The organism is Pararhizobium sp. IMCC3301 (assembly GCF_030758315.1).
Taxonomy (GTDB): Bacteria; Pseudomonadota; Alphaproteobacteria; order Rhizobiales.
Genome location: NZ_CP132336.1, coordinates 2,004,906 through 2,018,426, shown reverse-complemented (window position 1 = coordinate 2,018,426; position 13,521 = coordinate 2,004,906). Strand labels below are relative to the sequence as shown.

The following is a 13,521-nucleotide window of genomic DNA, read 5'->3' as shown; positions in this document are numbered from 1 at the left end:
TCTTTCAACGCTTAGCCGGCAAGGCCAAGCCGTGATCGGTAGGATTCAAGTTTCGGCAGGCGGTCACGCCATTGCGCTTCGGGCTGGCGTTGTGCCATTTGCGGGCTGATTTCCAACTCGTCAAAGCCGGTTCTGATTGCCATTGGATACTGATCGGATATCAGATCGCCGTGGGCGCGCAAAGTGCCTTTGAAGCCCAGTCTGCGCAGGCGCTGTCCAAGGCTGAAGCCACGTCCGTCCGCACTGGAGGGAAAGGCAATGCGGATCAGCGCAATGGCACTGAAATGCGGAACCAGAGCCTGCGGGTCTTCATCATTTTTCATATCGACGAACAGGCCGCCAAGGGCGGCAATCGATTGCAGTTCCTCGACATCGAGAAATTTGCAGGGCTCAATCGGCGAGGGCGAAAACTTGCCCTGCCGGACGAGGATGCTGCGGGTTGTTTCTTCGACACTCATTGACTTGCCTCCGTTACCGGCTTGCCCTGAACCAGTTTACCCTGAACCAGTTTGCCATCGACCAGATGGATACCGCATTCAGTCTTGTCCTGTCCTTGCCAGCGGCCGCTGCGCGGATCATCATTCTTGCCCACCGGCAAAGTGCAGGGTGAGCAGCCGATCGACCGGAACCCACGATAGAACAGCGGATTGCGCGGCAGTTCATGGCGTTCAAAATAGGCCTTGATATCGCCCGCCTGCCACTCGGCCAGGGGGTTGAATTTGTGTCTGCCCTGATCATCCAGTTCCTGCACGGCCAATTGTGCCCGCGCTTCGCCGTGAAAGCGTTTGCGGCCACTGACCCAAGCATTGTACTGGCACAGAATTTTCTCCAGCGGTTTGATCTTGCGCAAACTGCAGCACGAATCCGGGTCGGTCAGATGCAGGCGGCCGAACGGATCGGTATCCCGCGCTTCATGAAGATCCGGCAGCACGCGGATGACATTGCGTAGACCAAGCGACTGGGCCAGTTCCAGCTGATATTGCAGAGTTTCCTCAAACAGCATCAGCGTATCTATGAACAGCACAGGTACATCGGGATCAATCCGCGAGGCAAGATGCAGCAACACGGCGGATTCTGATCCGAAGGACGACACCAGAGCAGCCTTGCCATGGATTTTATCGCCGAAAACCCTGGTCAGCAGAGCCAGGGCTTCCTGCTCGAGCTGGTCAAAATTTGCAGATGGTGCAAGCTGGTCGGTCGGGCGTTCAGGCAGCACGCGCATCATCAGCCTCCTCAGGGTAAAGAGCCGCCAGGAACGGCCCGGCTCCAAGACGTTTATAAGTGTCGATGAACGGCTCCTCATCAAAGGCCCGGCATTCCAGATAGGCATCAATCAGGCGGTCGAGGGCCGCCATCAGGGCATCAGCGGAAAAGCCGGGGCCGGCGCGTTCGCCGACAGACATGTTTTCCCGGCCGTCGCCTCCCAGAGTGATCTGGTAAAGCTCTTCGCCTTTTCTCTCCAGACCGAGGATTCCGATGTGTCCGACATGGTGGTGGCCGCAGGCATTGATGCAGCCCGAAATCTTGATTTTCATATATCCGATTTCACGTTCCAGGCCGCGCGCTTCAAAATGCGTCGCGATTTCCTGGGCAATGGGAATCGAGCGCGCGGTTGCCAGCGCGCAGTAATCCATTCCGGGGCAGGCGATGATATCGGAGATAAGTCCGATATTTGCGGTTGCCAGGCCGGCTTCGAGCAGGCGCTGATAGACCAGCGGAATATCGCTCTGGCGGACATGCGGCAGGATCAGGTTCTGTTCGTGGCTGACCCGGATTTCATCATGGCCATAGAGTTGCGCCAGTTCGGCTACCAGCCGCATCTGGTCGGCAGTGGCATCGCCCGGCGCACCGCCCACCGGCTTCAGCGATATGGTGACGATGCCATAGGCAGGGTTCTTGTGTTCGGCAATATTTGTCTCGACAAAGGCGCGGAAGGCGGGATTGGCCTGCTGCGCATCTTCAAAGGCCAGCGAGCGTGTATTGTTGAATGGCGGCGGCGCAAAGGCGGCCTCCATATCGGCAATCAGCTGTGCCGACGGACTGACAAAGGTCTCGTGAATGGATGCAAAAGCCGCTTCAATATCGGCCTTGAGCGGCTCCAGGCCGGTTTCGTGGACGAGGATCTTGAGCCGCGCCTTGTATTTGTTGTCGCGGCGGCCATGCAGATTGTAAACCTGCAGAATGGCTTCAAGATAAGGCAGCAGTTCCTGTTTCGGCAGAAACTCGCGCACGGTCTTGGCGATCATCGGGGTGCGGCCAAGACCGCCGCCAACCATGACCTCATAACCCGGATCACCGGCCTCGTTGCGCACCATCCGCAGACCGATGTCGTGGGAGCGGATCACGGCGCGGTCGTTCGGCGCGCCGGTAATGGCAATCTTGAATTTGCGCGGCAGATACTGAAACTCGGGATGGTCGGTTGACCATTGCCGCAGCAATTCTGCGGTCGGGCGCGGATCTTCAATCTCATCGGCAGCGGCACCGGCAAAATGGTCCGATGTGACATTGCGGATGCAATTGCCAGAGGTTTGGATGGCATGCATCTCGACCTTGGCCAGTGCTTCCAGAATGTCCGGCACATCGCCCAGTTTCGGCCAGTTATACTGGATGTTCTGACGCGTGGTAAAATGGCCGTAGCCCTTGTCCCAGCGCTCTGCAATATAGGCCAGCTGCCGCATCTGGACGCTGTTCAGTGTGCCGTAGGGCACCGCAACGCGCAGCATATAGGCGTGCAATTGCAGATAAAGACCGTTGCGCAGGCGCAGTGGCTTGAACTCGTCCTCCGTCAGAGAGCCGTCGATCCGCCGCGCCACCTGGCTGCGGAATTCCGCGGTACGGCTGTTGACGAATTCGAGGTCAAAATCATTGTAGTGATACATGATCTAGGCGCCTTTTGAATGTGTGATTGGGGCGACTGTCTGTTCGCCCGCCAGATCGATTTTCTGCGCTGTTCTTTGCGGTGCCAGATAATCGATGCTGGGACCGTTGAGGCGGTATTTTTCCCGGAAATGGGTTGGTACCGGAGTGCCGTCACTGCCAATCGCAACGTCAAGCAGATAGGCGCCGACGATCAGATCCTGGCGGGCATCGCCAGTTGCCAGCAGGGCCTCGGCGGATGCTTCATTTCGGGCAATTGCGGCATCGGCAATGTGACGCGACCAGCTGTTGCCAGTCGTCAGATAAACCACATCACCCTGCATCAGGTCATTTGCCGAGACGATTTTCGAATTAAACGGTTTTGCCATCACGCAGCTCCAGCTTGATGTTTGGGTGGCAGGGCGGCAAGGGCTGCCTGTGCGGATCTGGGAGCAAGGCCGAACATGATGACGGCCGGGCCGGGCAGATCTGCATCACTCAGCGTTCCAGGCAGGGACTGAAGATCGGTTACCAGCAGGGTTTCATCCGGCCGCGATACATTGAAGGCCACCGTCACCGGGGTTTTGGCATCTGCGCCATGCATCATCAGCCGACCGGTGACAAAGCGCGCCGAGCGTTTCGCCATATAAAAGGCGGCTGCCGTGCCGGGACGCGCCAGAGACTGCCAGTCCTGCTCAGCAAAACCTTTGACATCATGGCCGGTGAGAATGCGCAATTCCGAATTGCGCCCGCGCCGAGTCAGAGAAACACCCATTCTGGCAGCGGCTGCGGATGCGGAAGTTATGCCGGGAACAATGCTCCACGCAATTCCAGCCGCATCGAGCGCCTCGGTTTCTTCATCGAGCCGACCGAACACGGCTGGATCGCCGGATTTCAGACGCACAACATGATGGCCACGGGCGGCATGATCGATCATCAATGCATGGATGGCATCCTGGCTCATGGCCGTGCCGAATCCGGTTTTGCCGGTTTCCTGCAGCACCGCTTCACGGCGCGCCAGTTCCAGAATATTGCCGGACACCAGCCTGTCATACAGAACTACATCCGCCTCATGCAGCACGCGGCGAGCTTTCAGGGTGAGCAGTTCCGGATCGCCAGGACCGGCTCCGACAAGGCTGACATGGCCCGGCCGGCCGGTGGCGTTGGAATCAGCATTTTGCAGGGTCTCGGTAAAAAGCGTTTCAAGCCGCTCCACCACCGCGGTCATACCGCCATGATTGAGCGCCTTATCGCCTTCCCCGTCATAGAATCTGGCCCAGAAGGCGCGCCGTGGTCGGCCGGGCGGCAGCAATTCGGCGCGCGCCCTGAAGGCCTGTGCTATCCGTGCCAGCACACCAAGCCTGGCCGGAAGCATGGCTTCAATTTCGGCCTTGATCTTGCGCGCCAGAACCGGAGCGGCGCCTTCCGTGCCAATGGCAATCGTCACCGGGTCGCGGTCGACCAGAGCAGGTGTGATAAAGGCGCTGGCTTCCAGATTATCCACCACATTGACAAGCGCGCCTTCCTGGCGGGCTAGGTCTGCAACGCGGCGATCCTCGCCGACTTCATCATTTGCCGCGTAAAACAGCGCTGCAGCAGCGACATCACCCGGCGTCAAAGCCCGTTCATGCAAAACAATTTGTCCCGCTGTGGCGAGTGCAACAATGGCTGAAACCGGCAGCGCACCAAAAACCTCAATGCGGGCTTCTGTCTTGATCAACAGCCTCAGCTTTGCCAATGCAGTTTCGCCGGCACCGGAGACCACAATGCGGCGGCCGCGCAGATCGAGAAAGACGGGATAATGGCGCATAATCCACCTGTGAAAGAATATTTTACTAAATTTGGGGGATTAGAGTCGGTATTTCTAGGAATTGGTTTCCGTTTTCACCCGATAAAGAAACAAATTCCTCTTCATATTCGCCAAACGACAAAAATCTTCCGCGACTCCAGGCGGATTTCCCGACTGAACCCTTTGTGCATGCTGTTTGAAGATTTGTTTTCCGCGGCATTCTGGCGGCCTGCCGGAGTGCGTGCACAGGCCTCATTGCAATCGTGCAAATGCTGATTCCCGGCACCTGTCGTCGGCTTCAGGGGCGCTTACGAGTGATCTGTTTCTAGCGGCCTGACAACGCAGCGATCAGCGATTTTCTGATGGCGCCCGGAAGTCGTCTGAAAGCGACTTTGGCACCAGGTTTCAGGTGGCGATCCCACAGGCCGATATACAATCTGCCCTTTCGCGTTAGCGCGGCCCGGTAGCTGGCCATGGCGACCGTGTCATTCGACCAGTCGCCCTGATAGGCTTCGTAATTTCCAAGATAGTCGATCATCGGTAACTGATGTTCAATCGCCCATTTCAGACTTTGTTCCATTTGCACCTTGCCAGCTGAATAGTTGCGGTGATCCCAGTCAAATGATCCGAGGAAGCAGTAATAATGCCGCTGCTGGATAAACCCCAGTTCAATGGCGATCGGTTTTCCGCCGGCTGTCAGGATATAGACCAATGCGCCTTCGCGCGCGGCGCTGTCGCCTTGCAGGGCCATCAGAAATTCGGCAACGTTGGGGCCGGAAAAGGCCGCCATGTTGCGGCCGCTTTCTTTCAACCATTTGCGCTTGAAATCCAGGGCCTGCGGAATCGCTTTGCGATAGGCGTCGGTGCCGCCAAAATGCACCTCAAGTTTGACTTCACCCAGTTCCCGCTCAATTTTCTGAAAGCGGCGGCGACGGCCCCGGCGGACAGATTTGCTGAACGAATCCTGGAACGGTTTCCAGCTTTCAATTGTGTCAAGCTTCATCACCAGTGAGACTTCTTCGGTCTCCCGGTCAATGTTGTCTTCGTCGAGAATGGCGGCGATCTGGCTGGCTTGAGGAAAGCGTTTGAGCAGGATTGCATCGGAGTCGAAACGCTGGCACAGGTCTTTCCAGCACAGCCGCATTTCCGCGATCGGCAGCACAGCCGTATCCAGCAGAATATTGCTGTATTGGGTTAAGGGAGCCCCGATGCTGCGATGAAGTTTGAGGCCCAGGGCCCTGTTCTCCTGCATCAGCGGAATAATACATGCCAGCTGACCGGTGCGGCGAATGGTCACCAGTTGCAGTTTCCGGGCGGATATATCTCCAGCGCCTTCAAGGTAGAAGCTGCACCAGCTGGCGCACCAGTCATAGGTCTGGAAATATCCAAGGCCGTCTGCAACCCTGGTTTCCAATGCGCGCCATTCCGCCTCCAGGGCACGCAAGGCGTCCGGTGTGTCATGAATTTCAATATGCACCGGTTCGTCAGCCATCACGGGACCATTGGGCAAATCGACCGTTTTCGCGGTCAGCTCAGGGTTGCTCGGAAAGTCCATAATTCTCCTGATTGTGCGTCAGGACAGCTTCAGAGCGCTCTGGCGCAAAAAGACTTCCTTTTTTTCGAAATTACAGGCTTTGAGTTACTTCACCGTTAAATACAACTTGGGATTCTTTTCACCATATTGCGTAGCTTCAAATTCAAGTCATTGATAAACAAATGGAAATAGTTGATGACTTTACAAATTGTTAACCATGCTGAAGGTGAAAGGCCAACAGGCGATCACGTAGCCGGGAAAGGCCAATTCCGCCTCCTTGCCTGACGTGACTGAAGCATTCTTACCAAAAGCCGTCAGAGGGCCCGGCTAGTGCCCGCTGCATCAACGCAAAGCATTCCCGGTCAAAGTGTCGAACAGATGCATGTTGTCCGGTTCAGCACTGAGCTTGACAGTGGCCCCGAGCTTCGGCGGCGTTCTGCCGGAAGCTCGTGCGATCAGCTCCTGTTTGCCGATAGACACATAGACCAGAGTTTCAGAGCCGAGCGGCTCCAGAATGCTGACCTGACCTTCAAACTGGCCATCCTCTTCGCTGACCCGCAGATCATCGGGGCGCAACCCAAGTGTCACCGGTCCGGCCTGCTGCGAACCGGCTGCGACCGGCACCTGCCAACCGCCTTCCAGATGCACCACACTGTGTTGCAGATTTCCCTGCATCATATTCATCGATGGCGCGCCGATGAACTGGGCGACGAACATGTTGGCGGGCCTGTGAAACACGTCAAACGGCGTCCCGATCTGCTGAATATGACCATCTTTCATGATCACGATGCGGTCAGCCATGGTCATCGCTTCAACCTGATCATGGGTGACGAAGATGATGGTGTTGCCGACGCGCTGGTGCAGTTTCTTGATTTCCAGCCGCATCTGGGTGCGCAATTGGGCATCCAGATTTGACAGCGGTTCATCAAACAGGAACGCTGCCGGATCCCGCACCATGGCGCGGCCAATGGCGACGCGCTGGCGCTGACCGCCGGACAATTCATTGGGGCGCCGGTCGAGCAGTTCGGTCATGCCGAGAATTTGCGCGACCTCAGCAATACGCGCCTCTTTCTGCGGCTTTGATACCTTTGAGGTGCGCAGGCCAAAGCCGATATTCTTGCGAACCGACATATGCGGATAAATGGCGTAATTCTGAAATACCATCGCAATGTTGCGTTCTTTCGGCTCGCGGTTATTAACCAGTTCGCCGCCGATGTAGACTTCCCCTGCGGTGATATCTTCAAGACCGGCAATCATGCGCAAAGTGGTGGATTTTCCACAGCCCGAGGGTCCCACCAGCACGACGAATTCGCCATCGGCCACATCCAGGCTGATGCCGTGCAGGACCTTGGTCTTGCCGTAGGTTTTTTCAAGATTCTTGATTGAGACCGTGGCCAAATTACTACTCCTGCGTCAATGCGTTGAAAGCGCGTTGCAGGGCATCGCCCGCCGCCGCTTCACGGCTTGCAATAAAGGCCGTCCTGTTTTGAAGATCAGCCAGAGTGGCCGTGTAATGGGCGAATGCGTCGTCCATCGCTTCGGGTGCCGGTCCGCCGGTGCGGTTGCGCCGGGCGACAAAAGTCCGCGCGCTGACGGCAGACACGAAATCATCTTCGCCAAGGGCAGGTGCGCGGTCAGCATGAGCCAGGAAAGCCCGGAAGAAGGCGGGGAACCCATCTCCCAGGGGCTTTCCCGCTGCGATCACCGCGCGGGCGGTCGTTGCGGCTATTTCGTGAGCCTGGCGGAAGGACAGGCCTTCGTTGCGCACCAGCGTGTCGGCCAACTCTGTGATCGTTATGCAGGCAGCATCACTGTTGGACTGGACCTTTGCACTGTTGATGGAACAGGCATCGATCACCGCAGCCAGCAGCTTCAGCATCCGGCCGCCGCTGTCAAAGGCGGCATAGCCGGCCTGCTGCACCTCGCCCTCGCTGTCATTCATGTCGGTAAAGGGCGTATTGTGCATGGTGTTGACGATCATGTCACAGCGCCCGCAGGTGACAGAAGCCATGTGGCGCATATGTTCGATCGGCACCGGATTGCGTTTTTGCGGCATGATTGAACTGATCTGGACCAGGGCGTCAGGCACATGGAGCTGCCCGACTTCAAACGCGGTCCAGAACTGAAAATCCTGCACCAGCCGTCCCAGATGCAGGAAAACCAGTTTGATCGCTGAATAGAGGGCGGTGATGTAATCCACAGAGGCAATGCAGCCATAGGAATTGCGCAGCGGTTCTGAAAATCCCAACAAATCCGCCATGCGCTCGCGGTCAATCGGAAAGCCCGATGTTGTGATCGCCGCTGCCCCCATCGGGCAGTGATCGAGGCCGTCGCGGGCGGTCTGCAGCCGCTGCAGATCGCGCAACAGTACTTCCAGCGCAGCGCTGAGATAATGGCCGAATGTGGTCGGCTGTGCCGGCTGGCCATGGGTATAGGCAACAATCAGTGTATCGCGCTCAGTGCGGGCTTTTTGCAGCACCACATCAGCAAGGCCGTAGCCCGCCCCGATTAACTTATCAACACGCTGTTTCAATGCCAGTTTGAAGATGGTGTGGTCCATGTCGTTGCGCGAGCGCGCAGTGTGCAACATTCCGGCCACATCGGGCCCAAGGCGCTGTTTCAGTTCTGCTTCCACGAGAAAGAAATAATCTTCATATTCGCCGCTATAGCTGAGGGCCGGAACATCCACGGTGCGGTCGATGTCGACAAGCGCGTTGGCAATTGCTACGGCCACGTCGCGTTGTAAAATGCCGGTCTCGGTGAGCATCACCAGATGCGCCCGGTTGATGCTGCGAACTGCCTCGACATAATGCGCCTTGGTGGTTTCAAACAAGGGCGCCAGAACCGTGTCCTTATAGACCGGATGGGGAAAGCTGGACAGATCGGTCATCCCTTCAGGCCTGCCATCACCACGCCGCGAATGATAAAGCGCTGGAAAATCAGGAACACGATCAGGGTTGGCAAGGTCGACAGCGCGGCTCCGGTCATGATCAACTCCCATTCCACCTGCTGCTCGACGCTGAACGTCGTCAGCCCGACCGGCAGGGTATACAGCTCCTGGCTGTTGGTGACGATGAGGGGCCAGATAAAGGCGGTCCAGTTGCCGAGAAAGACAAAGATGGCGAGCGCCGCAAGCGCCGGTTTGACCAGCGGCATGGCAACGCTCCACCAGATCTGAAATTCATTGAGCCCGTCAATGCGCGCGGCTTCGAGAAAATCATCGGGAACGGTTTCAAAAAACTGCTTCATCAGGAAGACCCCGAAAGCGGTCATCATGCCGGGAAACATGATGCCCCAATAGGTGTCGAGCCAGCCCAGCTTGGTGCTCATCAAATACCAGGGAATGACCAGCATTTCGGTGGGGATCATCAGCGTCGAAAGGATCGCGATGAAGACAATGTAGCGGCCCGGAAAGCGGAATTTGCACAGCGCATAGCCAACCAGACTGTCGAAGAACACATTCGACACCGTGGTCAGCGTGGCAATGATCAACGAATTGTTGAACCAGTTGAAAAAGCGGCCATCCTCCAGAACCAGCTGATAGTTCTCAAGCGTCGGCTCTTCAGGAATCAAATTGAGATTATAGACCTCGAACGGAAATTTGAACGAGGTGGAGAGCATGTAGATAATCGGGGTGATCATCAGAATACCGCCGGCAAACAGCAGCAGCCAGCGAATGAACTGGGCATAATTGCGGGGCGGACGCACGCTTGCCGTACTGCTGCGTTCTTTCAGCAGCGCCTGGGACGTGGGTCTGACGGACAGATCGGTTGTGGTCATGTCAGCGGTCCCTCAGAATGCGCAATTGCAGCAGGCTGACGGCGAGCAGAACCAGAAACAGCACCACGGTTTGGGCGGCGGCATAACCCATATCATACCGGGTAAAGGCGGTTTCATAGATCATCAGCACCAGGGGTTTGGTGGAATTGAGCGGGCCGCCGGGATTGTTGGTGGTCATGTTGAAGACCTGATCGAATATCCGGAGAAATCCGATCGAGGAAAACACCACCAGAAACACGATGGTCGGCTTCAACAGCGGCAGGGTAATTTCCCACAATGTTGCCATCGGCGAGACGCCGTCAATGCGCGCAGCCTCATAGTAGGTTTGCGGAATGGCGCGCAGCCCGGCCATGAAAATGATGATCTGAAACCCCAGTCCGGCCCAGACCGCAGGCGCCAGAATGGCGGGCAGTGCATTGGTGGTGGAATTCAGAAACTCGATCTGCGGAATGCCGAATGTGGCCAGCGCATTGTTGAACACGCCGATGGGTACCGGCTGATAGAACCAGCGCCAGACCCAGGCCATGGCAACGGCGCTGGTCATGAATGGCAGAAAGTAAAGCGCGCGGATGGTGCCGTGCATGAACCGCACCTTGTCGATCTGATAGGCAATCAGAAAGGCTATGACGAGGCTCAGCGGCGTGCCGATGATGAGATACAGAAAGGTGTTTTTGAACACCTTCCAGAACACCGGATCGTTGAACAATTTGATGTAATTGTCGAGCCCGGTCCAGGTCCGTGCGCCGAGCAGGTTCCAGTCCTGAAACGACACCAGTATGGCATTGGCGGTGGGGTAGAACCGCACCACCACATAGAACACGGTGGGGACGGCCAGAAAACACCAAGCCCAGACGATCTGTTTCTGCGATATCGAGAGGTTTTTGTAAAATGCCACGCGACGTGCCGCCTGAATTCAATGCAATGAAGGACGCTGCCCCGGCGCGCTGCAGCGCCGGGGCCAGAGGCTAGTTGTAATATTCATCGAGCAGTTTCTGCTCGGCTTTGGCCCCTTCCGCCAGACTGTCTTCCAGCGACTGGTCTTCCAGATCCGTGCGGCTGATCATATCGACAATGATCTGACGCTGTCCGCTTTCATTGGCAAAAACCGTGGTGTGGGCATATTCCAGGCCTTTGATAAACGGCCCGAAGACAGGATCAGCAGCATTGGCCTCGGTCAGAGCTGCAGAGGGCTTGGCGGGCAGTTCCCCGACCGTATCAAGCCAGATCTGCATGGCTTCATCAGAGGTGACATAGGCCATGAACTTGACCGCTGCTTCGTATTTTTCGTCCTTTGCCTTGGTGGTGATGGCGTTCACCCAATAAGATGCATAATTGGATTTCGTGCCATCGGCTGCAGCGGGCAGTTCCGCCACACCCCATTTCAGGCCGCGGACCTTGTCGAGCGCTCCGATGCGGAATGATCCGTCGATATGCATGCCGGCGCGGCCCGCCTTGAAGGCGGCCTGTGGTTCATCCATGAAGCCGACCTTGGTGACGCCGTGCAGATCTTCCAGATCGGTATAAAATTTCAGCGCGGCCAGCCCGGCCTCGTTGTTGTAGTTCACCGTGGTGTAATTCTCCGTATAAGGGTCACCACCGAATTGGCGTATCAGACCCTCGCGGAACCAGTGGTGGTCCTGCGCCGTCATGCCGGTGGTAATGCCAACTGTTGTCAGGTTGCCGGCCCCATCGCGCTTGGTGAGTTTCTTGGCTGATTCAACCAGTTCATCCAGCGTGGCAGGCGGTCCTTCAATGCCGGCTTCTTCAAACAGTCTTTTGTTGTAGAACAGGGCCAGCGAACGGACCGCTGTTGGCAGTGCCATATAATTGTCACCGCTCCTCATGGCCTTCACCATGGGGAAGAATTCAGCTTCAATTCTGTCCGGTGGAAACTGATCGGCCGGCAGAGGCTGAATCAGATCTGCCTCGACATAATCGTTGAGCCAGCCGTAAAACAGCTGGACGACATCGGGGCCTTCGCCGGCGGGAATTGCCGCTGCGACTTTGGTGCGATAATCGGCATAGGGAAAATGGGTTGTCTTGACGGTGATGTCAGGATTTGCCTTTTCGAAATTTGCGATCAGCGTTTCCATGGCCGTTATGCGCGCTTCAAAGAAATACTGCCAGTATTCGATTTCAACCGCTTGCGCAGCAACGCTGCCGCCGGTTGCCATCGCGGCGGTTGCTGCACCTAATATCCATTTGCTAAACTGTCTCATTGATTCACTCCGTTTTATCCATCCACCCTGCGGTCCTGTATGCCGCAAATTGCTGGCACGCAGACTCACCCGGAGGCGAGCCGGCGCGCATTCACCACCATTAAGTCAAGTAAGTTGAGTATTCAAGTTTATTGACTTAATAGAGGTGTATGAGACTGGAGCGCAGCAGACCCATCATTGGCTCGAACGCAGAAAGAACCCGCCTGCATAATCGCCAGGTGGTGCTTGGTCTTGTGCGCCGCCATCAACCGGTGGGCCGCGCCGAAATTGCACGGCAGTCGGGTTTGTCGACCCAGGCGATCAGCAATATTATCGCCGAACTGGAAGACGAGGCCTTTCTCCATACAGCGGGCCGCCAGACCAGGGGCCGAGGCCTGCCGGCGGTGCAATATATGCTGAACAAGGAGGGCGGCTTTGCGCTGGGTATCGAGGTCAGGCCGGACGCGATGTTTGCGGCCCTGGTCAATCTTGCCGGAGAGCCCCGGTTCACACAGCGTGTCGCGCTGGGCTGCAGTGCACCGGCGAGCGTAACCGCCCTTGCCAATGATCTGATGCAGCAAGCTACAGCGCAAATCGGCCTGTCCGCCTCTGCGCTTCTGGGCGTGGGTGTGGTGATGCCTGGCCCATTCGGCCAGATCGGCCAGATCGGCGAATCTGCTCCGGTGCGCTCGGAACTGGAAGGCTGGGAGGGGGTGGATCCGGTGGGATTGTTCGAGCAGGCTCTGGGAACTCAGGTGGTGGTGGAAAATGATGCCACTGCGGCTGCGGTCGCGGAGCGCATTGGCGGTGTCGCCCAGAATTTGAAATCCTATTGCTATATTTATTTCGGGGCCGGTCTGGGGCTTGGCGTCGTGGCTGATGGCCAGGTGATGCGCGGCGCTTACGGCAATGCCGGTGAGATCGGCCATGTCACAGTCCAGTCGGGGACGCGCAGTGGCCACCTGGAAAGCTTTGCCAGCCGGATTGCGGTCCGCGATCATCTGGCCGCTGCAGGGCTTGCAGTTGAAAATGTGGATGATCTGAACCGGCTGCACCGGCAGGGTAACCCGCATCTGTTGGCGTGGATCAGAGAGGCCGCTGCACCTCTGTCGCAAGCCATCGGCATGGTTGAAAATCTGTTTGATCCGGAGGCGGTGATCCTCGGCGGCGCGATGCCGGATGCCTTGCTGGATGATCTGATTGCCATTCTGGAGTTGCCCGATGCCTCGGTTGCCCGCCGCGAAGGCCGGGCCTTGCCGCGCGTGCTGCGGGGCGCTTCGGGGCGTATGACAGCGGCACTTGGCGGCGCTGCCCTCGTCATTCATGATGCCTTTACCCCGCGCATTGTTGCGCGCGTCTGATCC

At 57.2% G+C, this 13,521-nt stretch carries 12 protein-coding genes; 1 reads left to right on the top strand and 11 read right to left on the bottom strand.

Annotated features, from left to right (window positions below):
- Nucleotides 1–11: 11 nt before the first annotated feature.
- From RAL88_RS09750 to RAL88_RS09700, 11 genes are all read right to left on the bottom strand, one after another.
- Nucleotides 12–458, bottom strand: coding sequence for a DUF934 domain-containing protein (locus RAL88_RS09750; protein WP_306269120.1), 447 nt, complete (start codon nucleotides 456–458; stop codon nucleotides 12–14).
- Nucleotides 455–1,222, bottom strand: a complete 768-nt coding sequence (locus tag RAL88_RS09745; RefSeq protein ID WP_306269119.1) for a phosphoadenylyl-sulfate reductase — start codon at nucleotides 1,220–1,222, stop codon at nucleotides 455–457. The genes RAL88_RS09750 and RAL88_RS09745 overlap by 4 nt, the downstream gene beginning before the upstream one ends.
- Entirely contained in the window at nucleotides 1,206–2,879 is a 1,674-nt protein-coding gene (locus RAL88_RS09740; RefSeq protein ID WP_306269117.1) for a nitrite/sulfite reductase, read from the bottom strand. Before RAL88_RS09740 ends, RAL88_RS09745 begins: the two co-directional genes overlap by 17 nt.
- 3 nt (nucleotides 2,880–2,882) lie before the next feature.
- Nucleotides 2,883–3,245 (bottom strand): DUF2849 domain-containing protein, encoded by a 363-nt coding sequence (locus RAL88_RS09735; RefSeq protein ID WP_306269115.1) that lies wholly within the window; start codon nucleotides 3,243–3,245, stop codon nucleotides 2,883–2,885.
- Nucleotides 3,245–4,666 carry a siroheme synthase CysG gene (gene cysG / locus RAL88_RS09730; protein WP_306269114.1) on the bottom strand — a complete coding sequence of 474 codons (1,422 nt, stop codon included), beginning with the start codon at nucleotides 4,664–4,666 and terminating at the stop codon, nucleotides 3,245–3,247. Before cysG ends, RAL88_RS09735 begins: the two co-directional genes overlap by 1 nt.
- Nucleotides 4,667–4,970: 304 nt before the next feature.
- Nucleotides 4,971–6,200, bottom strand: a complete 1,230-nt coding sequence (locus RAL88_RS09725) for a GNAT family N-acetyltransferase (protein ID WP_306269112.1) — start codon at nucleotides 6,198–6,200, stop codon at nucleotides 4,971–4,973.
- Between the two features lie 321 nt (nucleotides 6,201–6,521).
- Nucleotides 6,522–7,577: an ABC transporter ATP-binding protein gene (locus RAL88_RS09720; RefSeq protein WP_306269110.1), complete on the bottom strand. Its 1,056-nt coding sequence runs from the start codon at nucleotides 7,575–7,577 to the stop codon at nucleotides 6,522–6,524.
- A 4-nt stretch (nucleotides 7,578–7,581) separates the two neighbouring features.
- Nucleotides 7,582–9,069, bottom strand: coding sequence for an argininosuccinate lyase (gene argH / locus RAL88_RS09715; RefSeq protein ID WP_306269108.1), 1,488 nt, complete (start codon nucleotides 9,067–9,069; stop codon nucleotides 7,582–7,584).
- Nucleotides 9,066–9,959, bottom strand: coding sequence for a carbohydrate ABC transporter permease (locus tag RAL88_RS09710; RefSeq protein WP_306269106.1), 894 nt, complete (start codon nucleotides 9,957–9,959; stop codon nucleotides 9,066–9,068). The genes argH and RAL88_RS09710 overlap by 4 nt, the downstream gene beginning before the upstream one ends.
- 1 nt (nucleotide 9,960) lies before the next feature.
- Nucleotides 9,961–10,854, bottom strand: coding sequence for a carbohydrate ABC transporter permease (locus tag RAL88_RS09705; protein ID WP_306269104.1), 894 nt, complete (start codon nucleotides 10,852–10,854; stop codon nucleotides 9,961–9,963).
- A 70-nt stretch (nucleotides 10,855–10,924) separates the two neighbouring features.
- The gene (locus RAL88_RS09700) at nucleotides 10,925–12,178 is read right to left on the bottom strand and encodes an extracellular solute-binding protein (RefSeq protein ID WP_306269101.1); all 1,254 of its coding nucleotides are present in this window, start codon (nucleotides 12,176–12,178) and stop codon (nucleotides 10,925–10,927) included.
- Between the two features lie 149 nt (nucleotides 12,179–12,327).
- Between RAL88_RS09700 and RAL88_RS09695 the strand changes: the two genes are divergently transcribed.
- On the top strand, nucleotides 12,328–13,518 hold the full coding sequence (locus RAL88_RS09695) for an ROK family transcriptional regulator (protein ID WP_306269099.1): 1,191 nt from the start codon (nucleotides 12,328–12,330) through the stop codon (nucleotides 13,516–13,518).
- Nucleotides 13,519–13,521: the final 3 nt, after the last annotated feature.